Origin of the sequence: Pseudomonas sp. VS40 (assembly GCF_018587885.1) — a bacterium.
Taxonomy (GTDB): Bacteria; Pseudomonadota; Gammaproteobacteria; order Pseudomonadales; family Pseudomonadaceae; genus Aquipseudomonas; species Aquipseudomonas pergaminensis.
Genome location: NZ_JAGYWD010000004.1, coordinates 438,331 through 453,386 on the forward strand (window position 1 = coordinate 438,331; position 15,056 = coordinate 453,386).

A 15,056-nucleotide genomic window follows, 5' to 3' on the forward strand; every position below is an offset into this window, starting at 1 on the left:
TGCAACTGATTCCTATTTGTTTCAGTTCGCAACTATAAGATTCGTACCCCGGAGCGCTCTCGATGTCCTCTTGTTTCAACCGCCGGTCCTCTTCGCCCGTCCTGTCCTTGCTGACTGCAGCCATCCTGCTGGCCGGTGCGCCAGTGATGACGGCCACCGCCGCAGAACCCGCCCCGCGCAGCCACGGCAACTACAACTTCAGTATCGAGCAGCAGTCGCTGGTCTCGGCACTCAATGCCTTTACCGCCGTGACCGGCTGGCAGGTCGGCTTGCCGGCCGAGCTGGGCCAGGGTGTGTCGTCCCCTGGCGTACGCGGGCCGTTGTCGCCGGAAAAAGCCCTGGACCGGCTGTTGGTGGGGACCAACCTGAGCTACCGCAAACTGGGCAGCAACAACATCGTGCTGGAGAAACGCGCAACGGGCGGCACCCTCAACCTGCAACAGGTGACCATCAGCGCTACCCGTAACGAGCAAAACATCAGCAGCGTGCCCAGCACCGTGACCGTGCAGGAACGCGAGGAGCTGGACCGCCAGAACGTGAATACCATTCGTGAACTGGTGCGTTATGAACCCAACGTCTCGGTCGGCGGTGCGGGTGGGCGCTCAAGCAATTCGGGCTACAACATTCGCGGCATCGACGGCGACCGCATCCTCACCCAGGTGGATGGTGTGGAAGTGCCGGACAACTTCTTCAACGGTCCCTACGCCAAGACCCGCCGCAACTACGTCGACCCGGAAATCGTCAAGCGCGTGGAAATCCTGCGCGGCCCGGCCTCGGCCCTGTACGGCAGCAGCGCCATCGGCGGCGCCGTCAGTTATTTCACCCTCGACCCGGATGACATCATCAAGCCCGGCCAGGACTTCGGCGCGCGCCTCAAGACCGGCTACAGCTCCGCCGACGAAAGCTGGCTGACCTCCGGCACCGTCGCCGGCCGCGTGCAGGACTTCGACGGTTTGCTGCACTTGAGCCAGCGCAATGGCCATGAGATGGAATCCTACGATGGCAACAACGCCACGGGCCTGGCGCGCACCGGCGCCAACCCCGAGGACGCACGCACCACCAACGTGCTGGCCAAGCTGGGCTGGAACTACGGTGACGACAATCGACTGGGCCTGACGTACGAGAAGTTCAAGGATGATCGCGACGTCAATCTCAAGAATGCCGTGGGTGGTCCGTTCACCGGTGGGCGCGGCTTCAACTTCTACCGTGCGCGGTCGGGCAACGACACCATCACACGCGAGCGTTTCGGCATCGAAAACCGCTTCGCCCTTGACTCGCCGATTGCCGACCAGATCAAGACCAGCCTCAACTACCAGATCGCCAAGACCGACCAGTCCACCGCCGAAATCTACCAGCCGTCCCGCCGCGTCCTGCGCACCCGCGAAACCCTCTACGAGGAAAAACAGTGGGTGTTCGACGCACAGCTGGACAAGGCGTTCAGCGTGGGCGACACCGATCACCGAGTCACCTACGGCACCACCCTGAAACAACAGAAAGTCACCGGCTCCCGCGAAGGCGGCGCTACCTGCCTGGCGGTCGGCAGCGGTTGCACGGCCATCGGCGCGCCCAGCCCGATTGCCAGCGACAGCGTGAAAAAGGCCAGTGACTTCCCGGACCCGACCATCAACACCTACTCGCTGTTCGCACAAGACCAGATCACCTGGGACAAGTGGACCTTCCTGCCCGCTGTGCGCTACGACTACACCCAGCTCAAGCCCAAGTTGACTGAAGAGTTCCTCAACACGGTTGACCCGACGCGGATCTACGCCCACAGCGACAAGGAAAAAACCTGGCACCGCGTGACGCCAAAATTCGGCCTGACCTACGCACTGACCGATCACTACACCTGGTTCGGCCAATACGCTGAAGGCTTCCGCACACCGTCGGCCAAGGCCTTGTACGGCCGCTTTGAAAACCTGCAGCAGGGCTACACCGTCGAGCCCAACCCAGACCTCAAGCCGGAAAGCAGCAAGGGCGTGGAAACCGGGATTCGCGGCAACTTCGATTCCGGTTCGTTTGATATCGCTGTGTTCTACAACAAATACCGCGACTTCATCGACGAGGACGCCTCCGTCGCCGGCGGCACCTCACAGCAATTCGAAGCCAATAACATCAAGCACGCCACCATCAAAGGGATAGAAGCCAAAGGGCGCCTGAACCTTGATGCCTTCGGCGCACCGCAAGGCCTGTACACCCAGGGTTCGGTCGGCTACACCTATGGCCGCAACGACGACAATGGCGAGGCGCTCAACAGCGTCAACCCGCTCAAGGGCGTATTCGGCCTGGGCTACGACCAGGACAACTACGGCGGCCTGCTGAGCTGGACCCTGGTGAAAAAGCAGAACCGCGTCGACAGCACCACCTTCCACGCGCCTGACGGCAGCACTACCGGCCCGTTCAAGACCCCAGGCTTCGGCGTGCTTGACCTGACCGCCTTCTACAAGGTCACCAACGACGTGACCGTCAATGGCGGCCTCTACAACCTCACCGACAAGAAGTACTGGAACTGGGATGACGTGCGCAGCTACGACGGCGTCGGCGAAGCCGGTGTGACCTCCCCGGCCAACCTCGACCGCCTGACCCAGCCGGGTCGCAACTTTGCGATCAACGTGATCTGGGACATCTGATGAAACCCGCTTCACCCCGGCGCCTTTATTCAACGTCGGGGTGAGGATTTTTTACTGTGCCGCGTCTTCTTGTTCGTCTAGTTGATAACAGCTCTCTTTCGGGCACCAAGGCGCTTCCCTTCTCAAGGACTTTTTTCATGACCGCTTCCCCAACCGCAGAACGTGCAAGCCTGCGCTCCCAGCGCCTGAACCAGATCACCAACGAGCCACATACCAAGCTCGACGCACTGGTCAAGGCCCACGCCCCGTTTGAAACCCAGGCCAACTTCGCCCGCTTCGTCGTGGCGCAGTATCTGTTCCAGTCGGAACTGGTAGCCCTGTACAACGACCCCGAGCTGATCAAGATCGTGCCGGACCTGGCCGAGCGCTGCCGAGCCGAAGCCGCCAAGCTGGACCTGGGCGACCTGGACACCGAGGTACCGGCACCGGTCGCCGGCGCCGTGAAGAACCCGAGCAAGGCCGAAGCCCTGGGCTGGCTGTTTGTCTCCGAAGGCTCCAAGCTGGGCGCCGCGTTCCTGATCAAGCGCGCCGTCGGCCTGGGCCTGAGCGAAACCTTCGGTGCCCGTCACCTGGGTGAGCCGGCCGGTGGTCGTGCCGAAGGCTGGAAAAGCTTCACCCGTACCCTCGACGCCCTGGAATTCAGCGCCGAAGAAGAAGCCGCAGTGGAAAAAGGCGCGATCGACGCGTTTGTGCGCTTCACCGTGCTGCTGGAACAGGCGTACGCTAGCGCCCCTGAACTGGCCTGACCCTTGGCTGGAATGCGATAAAAATATGGAAGCGGGCTTGCTGTGGTGAGCAGGCTTGCCCTGCGCTGGGCTGCGAAGCAGCCCCTTGGGTCGGCGGTGAGCCCGTCGAGGGACAAGCCCCACTCACCACAGCAAGCCCGCTCCCACATTTAGATCTCATTTCATATTGATTCTCTGTGATATCTCTACCTATGACCGGCAAAACCCAATCCACCTCGAAAATCGCCCGGATCCTCTTCGGCCTGCTGGCCTACGTCAGCCTGGGCATCGGGCTGGTGGCGATTGTCGTGCCGGGTTTGCCCACCACCGAATTCATCCTGCTCGCCGCGTGGGCCGCCACCAAAAGCTCTCCGCGCCTGAGTGCCTGGCTGGAAAACCACCGGCTGTTCGGGCCGATCCTGTTCAATTGGCGCAACGGCAAGATCATCGCCCGTCGTGCCAAGGTCAGCGCCACCGTGAGCATGCTGCTGTGCGCCCTGTTGATGCTGGTGATGCTCGATCATGGCTGGCCGATCTACCTGGCGATTGCCGGGATGAGCCTGGGCAATCTGTGGATCTGGTCACGCCCGGAACGGCTTGCAGCGCCCGTATAACGCTGCTTGTAGGGTTTTCCCTACCACTCATCGCCTCCCTCTCATGAAATGGTTTATTACGCCGATGTTTCGGACATAGCGCTGAATGGACTTGGCCTGCACTGCGTGCCTTCCAACAAGTCCATTCGCGAGTGAGTCTATGTTCAACACCCTCTCCATCCGCTTGAAAATCGTGCTGTTGTCCGGCCTTTGCCTGCTGGGGGTGATTGCGCTGGTTGTCAGCATCAACCTCTACGACACCGCCCAAAACGATCAACTGGTCAGCGATTCCAGCTCGCGCATGCTCACCGCCAGCGTGGAACAACTGCTGCAGGCCAAGGCCGCCGAGCAAGCGGTGCACTTGCAGAAAACCTTTGGAGACAGCCTGCTGGCTGTGACCGCCCTGGCCGATCAGATCAAGGACCTGCGCAACTTGGCCGCCCAGCGCGGACTGGAGCCTGGCGCACTGCGCGAAGCACTTAACCAGAGCCTGAAAACTGCCTTCGAACGCAACAGCAAAGTGCTGGGCATGTGGTTGTCATTCGAGCCCAATGGCCTGGACGGCAAGGACAGCGAATTCATCGACGACAAGGCTCGCGTCTCCAACGAAAAGGGGCGGTTCTCCAGCTACTGGAGCCGTGCAGGCGGCGAAGGCTTGAACACCATCATGGTCGAGGACGACCTGACCAAGACCACCCTCAACCTCAGCGGTACGCCCTACAACATCTGGTACACCTGCCCACGCGACACCCGCAACACTTGCCTGCTGGACCCATACGAAGACACCGTGGCCGGCAAACCCGTGTTGATGACCACCATCTCCCTGCCGCTGATCGTGGACGCGAAGGTCATTGGCGTGGTGGGCGTCGACATCGCCCTCAACGCCTTACAGGCCAGCACCGACGCGGCACAGAAAGACGTGTTCAATGGCGCCGCGCACCTGGAAATACTCTCCAGCACCGGTTTGATTGCCGCCTACAGTGGCGAGCCGGCCAAGGTCGGCAAGAACCTGATCGACACCCTCGGTGCCGAAGGCAAGGAAATCGTGCAACTGCTGGCGAGCGACAACCGCATGATCCGCGAGCAGGACGGCACCATTCGCGCGGTGTACCCGGTGAAGCCGATCGCCGATGCCAAATCCTGGGGCGTGGTGATCAAGCTGCCAAAAGCGGTGATGCTCGCCGACAACGTCAAACTGCAAGCGGTACTCGATGACGCTCAGGCAGCCGGCACCCTCAAGGCGCTGCTGGTGGCCGCCGCCGCCGGCTTGCTGGGCTTGCTGCTGATCTGGCTGACTGCCACGGGTGTCACCCGCCCAATCAACAGCGTGGCGGCCATGCTCAAGGACATCGCCAGCGGTGACGGCGACCTCACCCAACGCCTGGCCTATGCCAAGAAGGATGAACTGGGCGAGTTGGTGAACTGGTTCAACCGCTTCCTCGACAAACTGCAACCGACCATCGCGCAGATCAAGCAAAGCATCACTGAAGCCCGTGGCACAGCTGACCAGTCCTCCGCCATCGCCCGCCAGACCAGCGAAGGCATGCAGGTGCAGTTCCGCGAAATCGACCAGGTGGCCACCGCGTCGAACGAAATGAGCGCCACTGCCCACGACGTGGCCAACAGCGCCTCGAATGCCGCCAGCGCGGCACGCGGTGCCGATCAGTCGGCGCGTGAGGGCATGTCGATCATTGAGCAGAGCACTCGCGATATCACCTCCCTGGCCGAGGAAGTCAGCAAGGCCGTGGGCGAAGTCGAAGCCTTGGCGGTCAACAGCGAACAGATCGGTTCAGTGCTGGAAGTGATCCGCAGCATTGCCGAGCAGACCAACCTGCTGGCCCTCAACGCCGCCATTGAAGCGGCGCGCGCCGGGGAAAGTGGCCGTGGGTTTGCGGTGGTGGCCGACGAGGTGCGCAACCTGGCCAAGCGCACCCAGGATTCGGTGGAAGAGATCCGCTTGGTGATCGAACGGATCCAGAGTGGCACCCGTGGCGTGGTCGCCACCATGCACTCGAGCCAGCATCAGGCGCAGAGCAATGCGGGGCAGATCCATCAAGCCGTGCAGGCCTTGGGCAAGATCAGTGACGCGGTCACCGTGATCAGCGACATGAACCTGCAGATCGCCAGCGCCGCCGAACAACAGAGCGCCGTGGCCGAAGAGGTCAACCGCAACGTTTCGGCGATCCGCACCGTGACCGAGACCCTCACCGGCCAGGCCACCGAGTCGGCGGCCATCAGCAGCCAACTCAATGCATTGGCCAGCCAGCAAATGAAGTTGATGGATCAGTTCAGGGTCTGACAGCTTGCACAAAACCCTGTGGGAGCCGGCTTGCCGGCGATGGCAGCCTTGAAATTGATGCAACTCTCAAGGGCCTCATCGCCGGCAAGCCGGCTCCTACCATTAGAGACCAGTCCAAGCCTGGACAAACGCCGCCACATCCTCTTTAGCCGCGGTACGCGGCGGGTTCTGCGGCGTGCCCAGGTAAAGGAAGCCAATCACTTCCTCATCCGCCGTCAGCCCCAGGCCTTTGGCGACATGGGCCGAGTAGGACAATTCGCCCGTGCGCCACACCGCGCCAATCCCCTGGGCATACGCCGCCAGCAGGATGCCGTGGGCGGCGCAGGCGGCGGCCAGCAGTTGCTCGGACTTCGGCACCTTGAAATGTTCCTGCAACCGGGCAATCACCACCACCACCAACGGCGCGCGCAACGGGCCGTTCTGGGCCTTGTCGATGGCGGCTTGCGGGGCATCGGCGTCCTGCAGGCGTGCGGCTTCGGCCAGCAGCGTGCCCATTTGCTCACGGGCAGCGCCTTCAACCGTGAGGAAACGCCAAGGGCGCAGTTGGCCGTGGTCAGGCGCGCGCATGGCGGCGGCGAACAGCAGGTCGCGCTGCTCCTGGGTCGGCGCCGGTTCCAGCAGACGCGGCACGGAAACACGGTTGAGCAAAGCGTCGAGAGCCTGCATTGGCCACCTCCAGAGAAAAATGTGCGGTCATTCTAGCGGGAATGAATCGGATTCGACCAAACGATAATTGCTCTTATTCATTGCGCCCCGCCCTGTTAGACTTTGCGACCTTATTTTTCGTCTTCGTCCGGGAAACTCGATGTTCCGTTCGCTTTTTCGCCTGTCCGCAGCCGTGCTGGCCTTGAGCCTGAGCGCCTGCGATGACGCGCCCAGGTTTACCAAGGCCGAGCCGGGTGAATCACGGGCGGGCGGCGCTGCGACGGTGAACAAGCGTGACCAGAACGCGTTTTCCCTGCCTTCGGCCAACCTGTCACCCACCCGGCGCCTGGATTTCAGCGTCGGCAACAGCTTCTTCCGCAGCCCCTGGGTGATCGCGCCGTCCACCACCACGGCACGTGATGGCCTCGGCCCGTTGTTCAACACCAATGCCTGCCAGAACTGCCATATCAAGGACGGTCGCGGCCATCCGCCGCTGCCCGACGCCCCCAATGCAGTGTCAATGCTGGTGCGCCTGTCCATTCCGGATACCCCGGCCTACGCCAAGCTCATCGAACAGGTCGGCGTAGTACCCGAGCCCGTCTACGGCGGGCAACTGCAAGACATGGCCGTGCCGGGCGTAGCGCCTGAAGGCAAGGTGCGCATGGATTACACACCGGTCAACGTGACGTTCAAGGACGGCACCGTGGTCGAGTTGCGCAAGCCAGACCTGCAGATTACCCAGCTCGGTTATGGCCCCATGCATCCAGAGACACGCTTCTCCGCCCGCATCGCCCCGCCGATGATCGGCCTGGGCCTGCTCGAAGCCATCAGCGACGCCGATATCCTGCGCAACACCGACCCGAAGACTGCCGACAAGGAAGCCATCATTGGCCGCGCCAATTGGGTCTGGGACGATGCCCAGCAAAAAACCGTGCTCGGGCGTTTTGGCTGGAAGGCCGGGCAACCCAACCTCAATCAACAAAATGTTCACGCGTTCTCTGGTGATATGGGCCTCACCACATCCCTGAGACCCTTTGATGACTGCACCGATGCCCAAGTCGCCTGCAAACAGGCCCCCAACGGCAATGGCGCCGACGGCGAGCAGGAAGTCAGCGACAATATCCTGCGCCTGGTGCTGTTCTACACCCGCAACCTGGCGGTGCCGGCGCGCCGGGGCGTCAACACGCCGCAGGTGCTGGCCGGCAAAAACCTGTTCTATCAAGCCGGCTGCCAGGGTTGCCACACACCAGCGTTCACCACGGCCGCGAATGCCGCTGAACCTGAACTGGCCAACCAAGTCATCCGCCCCTACAGCGACCTGCTGTTGCACGACATGGGGCCGGGCCTGGCCGACAACCGCAGCGAATTCAAGGCCGGTGGCCGCGACTGGCGCACCCCGCCGTTGTGGGGCATTGGCCTGACGCAAACCGTGAGTGGCCACACCCAGTTCCTGCATGACGGCCGCGCCCGCAACCTGCTCGAAGCCGTGCTTTGGCACGGCGGCGAAGCACAAGCGGCGCAGCAGCATGTGTTGTCCTTTAATGCCGAGCAGCGCGCAGCGTTGCTGGCGTTCCTGAATTCTTTATAAGCTTCGCCCCAATTACAGAAGGGAGCTCGACATGTTCCGTCCCAAGTTGTTGTTCACCAGCCTGGCCGCCCTCGCCCTTGGCGCCTGCTCGCCCCAGGACCCGCAAGCGGTGACCTCGGCGGCCATCGCCAAGCAAGTGATCCTGCCGACCTACAGCCGTTGGGTTGAAGCCGACCGTCAACTGGCCGTGAGCGCCCTTGCCTACTGCCAGGGCAAAGAGAGCCTGGACACCGCCCGTGCCGACTTCCTCCACGCCCAAAAAGCCTGGGCCGAGCTGCAACCCTTGCTGATCGGCCCGTTGGCCGAAGGCAACCGTTCGTGGCAGGTGCAATTCTGGCCGGACAAAAAGAACCTGGTCGGCCGCCAGGTCGAGCAACTGGTCGCCAGCCAGCCGCAGATCGACGGTGCCGCCCTGGCCAAGTCCAGCGTGGTGGTACAAGGCCTGTCGGCCTACGAATACATCCTCTATGACGCCAAGACCGACATTGCCGACGACGCGCAAAAGGCCCGTTACTGCCCGCTGCTGGTGGCCATCGGCGACCGCCAGAAGGCCCTGGCCGAAGAGATCCTGGCCAGCTGGAACAGCACCGACGGCATGCTCGCGCAGATGACCAAGTTTCCTAACCAGCGCTACGCCGATTCTCACGAAGCCATCGCCGACCTGCTGCGCGTCCAAGTGACCGCACTGGACACCCTGAAGAAAAAGCTCGGCACGCCGATGGGCCGCCAGACCAAGGGCATCCCGCAGCCATTCCAGGCCGATGCATGGCGCAGCCAGTCGTCCCTGCAAAGCCTCGAAGCCAGCCTCGCGGCAGCCCAGACCGTGTGGGTGGGTGTGGACAACAAAGGCCTGCGTGGCCTGCTGCCGGCCGAGCAGAAGCCATTGGCTGACAAGATCGACGCTGCCTATGCCGCGTCCCTGAAACTGTTCGCCAGCAACCAGCGCACCCTCAACGAACTGTTGAACGATGACGCCGGGCGCCAGCAGCTCAACGATATCTATGACAGCCTCAACGTCGTCCACCGCCTGCACGAAGGCGAACTGGCCAAGGCGCTGGGCATCCAACTGGGCTTCAATGCCAACGACGGTGACTGATGATGCTCAGGCGACAGGCTTTGGCCGTTGGCAGCGTGCTGCTCAGTGCACTCACTCTGGGTGGCTGGACGCTGTTCAAAAGCAAGGACAAGGGCCCGCTGCTGCTGTCGGCGCGCGATGATGCGGACGGCAAGCACTACGCCGTCGGCTACCGCCTGGACGGCAAGCCGGTGTTTGCCACACAGGTCGGCCAGCGCTGCCACGACATCATCAACCACCCGACGCTGCCGATCGCGCTGTTTGTCGCCCGTCGCCCGGGTACCGAGAGTTATCTGATCGACCTGCGTGATGGCGCGCTGCTGCAAACCATCACCTCCCATGCCAATCGCCACTTCTATGGCCACGCGGTCATCCACAAGAGCGGCGATTGGCTGTACGCCACCGAAAACGACACCTCAGAACCTGGCCGTGGCCTGCTCGGCGTGTACAGGTTCGAAGGCGAGCGGCTGGTGCACAGCGGTGAGCTCTCCACCCACGGTATCGGCCCGCACCAGGTGTCGTGGATGCCCGATGGCGAAACCCTGGTGGTGGCCAACGGCGGCATTCGCACCGAAGCCGAAAGCCGCGTGGAGATGAACCTCAACGCCATGGAACCGAGCCTGGTGCTGATGCACCGCGACGGCACCTTGATCAGCAAGGAAACCCTCGGCCAGCAGATGAACAGCGTGCGCCACATGGGGATCGCCAGCGATGGCACCATCCTCACTGGGCAGCAGTTCATGGGGCCGTCCCAGGAGCGCTCCGAGTTGTTGGCGATCAAGCGTCCAGGGCAGCCGTTCGTAGCCTTCCCGGTGGCCGATGAGCAGTTGCAGGCCATGGGGCACTACACCGCCAGCGTGGCGGTGCACAGCGAACTGCGCCTGGTGGCGTTGACCGCGCCGCGGGGCAATCGCTTCTTTATCTGGGACATGGACAGCGGCGCGCTGCGCCTGGATGGGCCGCTGCCTGACTGTGCCGGTGTGGGGGCCGTCGAGGACGGCTTTGTCGTCACCTCCGGCCAGGGTCGTTGCCGCTTCTACGATTGCCGCCAGAAACAACTGGTAGCAAAACCGTTAGAATTGCCCGCAGGGCTCTGGGACAACCATCTTCACTTGATCTGACGCGATTCCCTGTAGGAGCCCGGCTTACCGGCGATGAGGGCCTCAAGCCTTGCGGCGATGCGAAGTACGCTATCGCCAGCAAGCCGGGCGCCTACAGGTCCGTTTACCTGTCAAAAATACCGAGTGGAATACCCCCAATACTCGGAGTAATGTTCCGACAATCGTCTGTCTTCGTCTGTCCCAGTTTTTCCAAGGAATCGGAATATGCTGCGCCGTCGCATGCTGATCATGTTGGGTGTCGTCCTGTTAATCGTGCTGCTGTTGGCGGGCTATAAAGCCTTTTCCATCTATCAGCAGATTCAGGTTTTTTCCAAACCCAAGCCGCCGGTCAGTGTGGCCGTCGCGACGGCGGCCGAGCAGCCCTGGCAACTGCGCTTGCCTTCGGTGGGTACGCTCAAGGCGTTGCAAGGGGTGAACCTGAGCCTGGAGGTGGCCGGCACGGTCAAGGACGTGCAGTTCGAGTCCGGGCAGAAGGTCAAGGCCGGGCAACCGTTGGTGCAACTCGACAGCGCAGTGGAAAGCGCCCTGCTGGAAACCGCCCAGGCGGATCTGGGCCTGGCCCAGCTGGATTACGGTCGCGGCAGCCAGCTGGTGGGCAGCCAGGCCATCTCCAAAGGCGAGTTCGATCGCCTTTCCGCGCAACTGCAAAAGAACAAGGCCACAGTCAACCAGCTCAAGGCGTCGCTGGCGAAAAAGCACATCGTCGCGCCGTTCAGCGGCACCATCGGCATTCGCCAGGTGGACGTGGGTGACTACCTGGCCAGCGGCACCGTGATCGCCACCCTGCAGGACATCAGCAGCCTCTACGTCGATTTCTATATCCCCGAACACTCCGTGCCCAAGGTCGCCCTCGGGCAGGCGGTGCAGGTGGAAGTCTCGGCTTACCCTGGCGAGCAATTTCGCGGCAGCGTCAGCGCGATCAACCCCAAGGTGGAGAACAGCACGCGCAACGTGCTGGTGCGCGCCACGCTGGTCAACCCGGAGGGCAAGCTGCTGCCCGGCATGTTCACCAGCCTGGACGTGCTACTGCCCAACCCCGCCCCGCAGATCGTGGTGCCTGAAGGCGCAATTACCTACACCCTCTACGGCAACTCGGTGTACGCCGTGGCCGAGAAAAAAACCGAGAGCGGCGAGGTGGAAAAGGATGCCGATGGTAAGCCCCTGCTAATCGCCGAACGACGCTTTGTCGAAACCGGTGAACGACGCGGCGGCCTGGTACGGGTGAACAAAGGCTTGAAAGCCGGCGAGCAGGTGGTCAGCGCCGGCCAGTTAAAGCTGGACAACGGCACGCCCATTGCCATCAGCCCGGACAAAAACCTGCCGGCAGGGCACTGAGTCATGAAGTTCACCGACGTCTTCATCCGCCGACCCGTGCTGGCCATGGTGGTCAGCCTGCTGATCGTGTTGCTGGGCTTCCAGGCCTACAGCAAGCTGCCGTTGCGCCAGTACCCGAGTATGGAAAACGCCCTGATCACAGTGACCACCGCCTACCCTGGTGCCAACGCAGAGACCATCCAGGGCTATATCACCCAGCCCCTGCAGCAAAGCCTGGCCAGTGCCGAAGGCATTGACTACATGACCTCGGTGAGCCGCCAGAACTTCTCGGTGATCTCGATCTACGCGCGCATCGGCGCCAACAGTGACCGGCTGTTTACCGAGTTGCTGGCCAAGGCCAACGAGGTGAAGAACAAACTGCCGCAGGACGCCGAAGACCCGGTGCTGAGCAAAGAGGCCGCCGACGCCTCGGCACTGATGTACATCAGCTTCTCCAGCGGGGAACTGAGCAACCCGCAGATCACCGACTATTTATCGCGCGTGATCCAGCCCAAGCTCGCCACCCTGCCCGGCATGGCCGAAGCGGAGATCCTCGGCAACCAGGTGTTTGCCATGCGTATCTGGCTAGACCCGGTCAAGCTCGCGGGCTTCGGCCTCAGTGCCAGCGACATCACCGACGCCGTGCGCCGCTACAACTTCCTGTCCGCCGCCGGCGAGGTAAAGGGCGAGTTCGTGGTCACCAGCATCAACGCCAACACCGACCTCAAGTCCGCCGAGGCCTTTGGCGCGATCACCGTGAAAACCGACGGCGACAGCCGTGTGCTGCTGCGGGACGTGGCACGGGTGGAAATGGGCGCGGAAAACTACAACGCGATCAGCTCGTTTGGCGGCACCCCGTCGGTGTACATCGGCATCAAGGCCACGCCCAGCGCCAACCCGCTGGATGTAATCAAGGAAGTGCGCAAGATCATGCCGGAGCTGGAATCCCAGCTGCCGCCCAACCTCAAGGCAGAAATCGCCTACGACGCCACGCTGTTTATCCAGGCCTCCATCAACGAGGTGGTCAAGACCCTGTTTGAAGCGGTGCTGATCGTGATCGTCGTGGTGTTCCTGTTCCTCGGCGCCCTACGTTCGGTGGTGATCCCGGTGATCACTATCCCGCTGTCGATGATCGGCGTGCTGTTCTTCATGCAGTTGATGGGCTACTCGATCAACCTGCTGACCCTGCTGGCGATGGTCCTGGCCATTGGCCTGGTGGTGGACGACGCCATCGTGGTGGTGGAAAACATCCACCGGCATATCGAGGAAGGCAAGACGCCCCTGGACGCAGCGCTGGAAGGCGCGCGGGAGATCGCCTTGCCGGTGGTGTCGATGACCATCACCCTGGCGGCGGTGTATGCGCCGATTGGTTTTCTCGAAGGGCTTACCGGCGCCTTGTTCAAGGAGTTCGCGCTGACACTGGCCGGGGCGGTGATCATCTCCGGGATCGTCGCCCTGACGCTGTCGCCGATGATGTGCGCGCTGTTGTTGCGTCACGATGAAAACCCTTCGGGCCTGTCTCACCGTCTCGACCGGATTTTCGACGGCCTCAAGCGCCGCTACCAACGCATGCTGCACGGCACCCTGAACACGCGGCCGGTGGTGATCGTGTTTGCGTTGATTGTGCTGTGCCTGATCCCGCTGTTCCTCAAGTTCACCCAGTCGCAACTGGCACCGGACGAAGACCAGGGCATCATTTTCATGATGGCCAGTGCGCCGCAGCCGACCAACCTCGATTACCTCAACACCTACACCGACGAATTCATCCAGATCTTCAAAGAGTTTCCGGAGTACTACTCGTCGTTCCAGATCAATGGCTTCAACGGGGTGCAGTCGGGCATCGGCGGTTTCCTGCTCAAGCCGTGGAATGAGCGCGACCGCACGCAGATGCAAATCCTGCCCGAGGTGCAAAAGCGCCTGGAGCAGATACCCGGCCTGCAAGTGTTCGGCTTCAACCTGCCCTCTTTGCCCGGCACGGGTGAAGGCTTGCCGTTCGGTTTCGTCATCAACACGGCCAACGATTATGAGTCGTTGCTCGAGGTGGCCAACCGCGTGAAAAAACGCGCGATGGAGTCGGGCAAGTTTGCCTTCGTGGACATCGACCTGGCGTTCGACAAACCTGAAGTGGTGGTGGATATCGACCGCGCCAAGGCGGCGCAGATGGGTGTGTCGATGCAGGACCTCGGCGGCACCCTGGCCACCTTGCTGGCGGAGGCGGAAATCAACCGGTTCACCCTGGACGGGCGCAGTTACAAGGTGATCGCCCAGGTCGAACGTGCTTACCGCGACAACCCCGAATGGCTGAACAACTACTACGTAAAAAACGCCAAGGCTGAGCTGTTGCCACTCTCCACGCTGATCACCGTCACGGACCGCGCCCGCCCTCGGCAGTTGAACCAGTTCCAGCAACTCAACTCGGCGCTGATCTCGGGCTTCCCTATTGTCAGCATGGGCGAAGCCATCGACACGGTGCGCCAGATTGCCATTGAAGAAACCCCGCCCGGCTATGCATTCGACTACAGCGGCGCGTCCCGGCAATTCATCCAGGAAGGCACGGCGTTGTGGGTTACCTTTGGCCTGGCCCTGGCGATCATCTTTTTGGTGCTGGCGGCGCAGTTCGAAAGCTTCCGTGACCCGCTGGTAATCCTGGTGACGGTGCCATTGTCGATCTGTGGGGCGCTGATTCCGCTGTTTCTGGGTTGGTCGAGCCTGAACATCTACACCCAGGTCGGTTTGGTCACGCTGATCGGCTTGATCAGCAAGCACGGGATCCTGATCGTGGAGTTCACCAACCAACTGCGCAAGGACAAGGGCCTGACGCCCCGCCAGGCAGTCGAAGAAGCCGCCGCAATTCGCCTAAGGCCGGTGCTGATGACCACTGCGGCGATGGTGTTCGGCATGGTGCCGCTGATTTTCGCCACGGGCGCTGGCGCGGTCAGTCGGTTCGATATCGGTATGGTGATTGCGACGGGGATGTCGATCGGCACGCTGTTCCCGTTGTTTGTGTTGCCGTGCGTCTATACCTTACTGGCCAAGCCGGACAAGGCCTGACACGCAGGCAAAAAAAAG

Annotated in this window: 10 protein-coding genes and 1 pseudogene; 10 read left to right on the plus strand and 1 reads right to left on the minus strand. The window is 62.1% G+C overall.

What is annotated here, in order from left to right; translation table 11 throughout:
- The first annotated feature begins 62 nt into the window (after window positions 1-62).
- From KHP07_RS14825 to KHP07_RS29925, 5 genes and pseudogenes are all read left to right on the plus strand, one after another.
- Window positions 63-2,627: a TonB-dependent receptor gene (locus tag KHP07_RS14825; protein WP_100492207.1), complete on the plus strand. Its 2,565-nt coding sequence runs from the start codon at window positions 63-65 to the stop codon at window positions 2,625-2,627.
- A 137-nt stretch (window positions 2,628-2,764) separates the two neighbouring features.
- Window positions 2,765-3,373: a biliverdin-producing heme oxygenase gene (locus KHP07_RS14830; RefSeq protein WP_078050046.1), complete on the plus strand. Its 609-nt coding sequence runs from the start codon at window positions 2,765-2,767 to the stop codon at window positions 3,371-3,373.
- Between the two features lie 191 nt (window positions 3,374-3,564).
- Window positions 3,565-3,966, plus strand: a complete 402-nt coding sequence (locus KHP07_RS14835) for a YbaN family protein (protein WP_099494261.1) — start codon at window positions 3,565-3,567, stop codon at window positions 3,964-3,966.
- A gap of 280 nt (window positions 3,967-4,246) precedes the next feature.
- Window positions 4,247-5,386 (plus strand): annotated as a pseudogene (locus KHP07_RS29920) (methyl-accepting chemotaxis protein); the annotation flags it as partial.
- Between the two features lie 102 nt (window positions 5,387-5,488).
- Complete coding sequence (locus tag KHP07_RS29925; protein WP_410896887.1) at window positions 5,489-6,244, plus strand: methyl-accepting chemotaxis protein; 756 nt, start codon at window positions 5,489-5,491, stop codon at window positions 6,242-6,244.
- Window positions 6,245-6,346: 102 nt separating this feature from the next.
- Here KHP07_RS29925 and KHP07_RS14845 read toward each other — a convergent pair whose 3' ends face one another.
- Window positions 6,347-6,910, minus strand: coding sequence for an NAD(P)H nitroreductase (locus KHP07_RS14845; protein ID WP_214497418.1), 564 nt, complete (start codon window positions 6,908-6,910; stop codon window positions 6,347-6,349).
- A gap of 139 nt (window positions 6,911-7,049) precedes the next feature.
- Here KHP07_RS14845 and KHP07_RS14850 point away from each other — a divergent pair, with 139 nt between their 5' ends.
- The 5 genes from KHP07_RS14850 to KHP07_RS14870 all read left to right on the plus strand — a co-directional run bounded on the left by KHP07_RS14850 (window position 7,050) and on the right by KHP07_RS14870 (window position 15,038).
- The gene (locus KHP07_RS14850) at window positions 7,050-8,477 is read left to right on the plus strand and encodes a di-heme oxidoreductase family protein (RefSeq protein ID WP_214497419.1); all 1,428 of its coding nucleotides are present in this window, start codon (window positions 7,050-7,052) and stop codon (window positions 8,475-8,477) included.
- 31 nt (window positions 8,478-8,508) lie between these two features.
- Window positions 8,509-9,573 (plus strand): imelysin family protein, encoded by a 1,065-nt coding sequence (locus KHP07_RS14855; protein WP_078050050.1) that lies wholly within the window; start codon window positions 8,509-8,511, stop codon window positions 9,571-9,573.
- A 2-nt stretch (window positions 9,574-9,575) separates the two neighbouring features.
- Window positions 9,576-10,673, plus strand: a complete 1,098-nt coding sequence (locus KHP07_RS14860; RefSeq protein WP_214497478.1) for a DUF1513 domain-containing protein — start codon at window positions 9,576-9,578, stop codon at window positions 10,671-10,673.
- 204 nt (window positions 10,674-10,877) lie between these two features.
- The gene (locus tag KHP07_RS14865; protein ID WP_214497420.1) at window positions 10,878-12,008 is read left to right on the plus strand and encodes an efflux RND transporter periplasmic adaptor subunit; all 1,131 of its coding nucleotides are present in this window, start codon (window positions 10,878-10,880) and stop codon (window positions 12,006-12,008) included.
- A 3-nt stretch (window positions 12,009-12,011) separates the two neighbouring features.
- A complete protein-coding gene (locus KHP07_RS14870) occupies window positions 12,012-15,038 on the plus strand; it encodes a multidrug efflux RND transporter permease subunit (RefSeq protein WP_214497421.1) in 3,027 nt (1,008 codons plus the stop codon).
- The last annotated feature ends 18 nt before the right edge of the window (window positions 15,039-15,056 follow it).

What these genes read in the sequence shown, in the direction of transcription:
- KHP07_RS14825 (WP_100492207.1), top strand. Translation starts at nt 63, where the DNA reads ATGTCCTCTTGTTTCAACCGCCGGTCCTCTTCGCCCGTCCTGTCCTTG.
- KHP07_RS14830 (WP_078050046.1), top strand. Translation starts at nt 2,765, where the DNA reads ATGACCGCTTCCCCAACCGCAGAACGTGCAAGCCTGCGCTCCCAGCGC.
- KHP07_RS14835 (WP_099494261.1), top strand. Translation starts at nt 3,565, where the DNA reads ATGACCGGCAAAACCCAATCCACCTCGAAAATCGCCCGGATCCTCTTC.
- KHP07_RS29925 (WP_410896887.1), top strand. Translation starts at nt 5,489, where the DNA reads ATGCAGGTGCAGTTCCGCGAAATCGACCAGGTGGCCACCGCGTCGAAC.
- KHP07_RS14845 (WP_214497418.1), bottom strand. Translation starts at nt 6,910, where the DNA reads ATGCAGGCTCTCGACGCTTTGCTCAACCGTGTTTCCGTGCCGCGTCTG.
- KHP07_RS14850 (WP_214497419.1), top strand. Translation starts at nt 7,050, where the DNA reads ATGTTCCGTTCGCTTTTTCGCCTGTCCGCAGCCGTGCTGGCCTTGAGC.
- KHP07_RS14855 (WP_078050050.1), top strand. Translation starts at nt 8,509, where the DNA reads ATGTTCCGTCCCAAGTTGTTGTTCACCAGCCTGGCCGCCCTCGCCCTT.
- KHP07_RS14860 (WP_214497478.1), top strand. Translation starts at nt 9,576, where the DNA reads ATGCTCAGGCGACAGGCTTTGGCCGTTGGCAGCGTGCTGCTCAGTGCA.
- KHP07_RS14865 (WP_214497420.1), top strand. Translation starts at nt 10,878, where the DNA reads ATGCTGCGCCGTCGCATGCTGATCATGTTGGGTGTCGTCCTGTTAATC.
- KHP07_RS14870 (WP_214497421.1), top strand. Translation starts at nt 12,012, where the DNA reads ATGAAGTTCACCGACGTCTTCATCCGCCGACCCGTGCTGGCCATGGTG.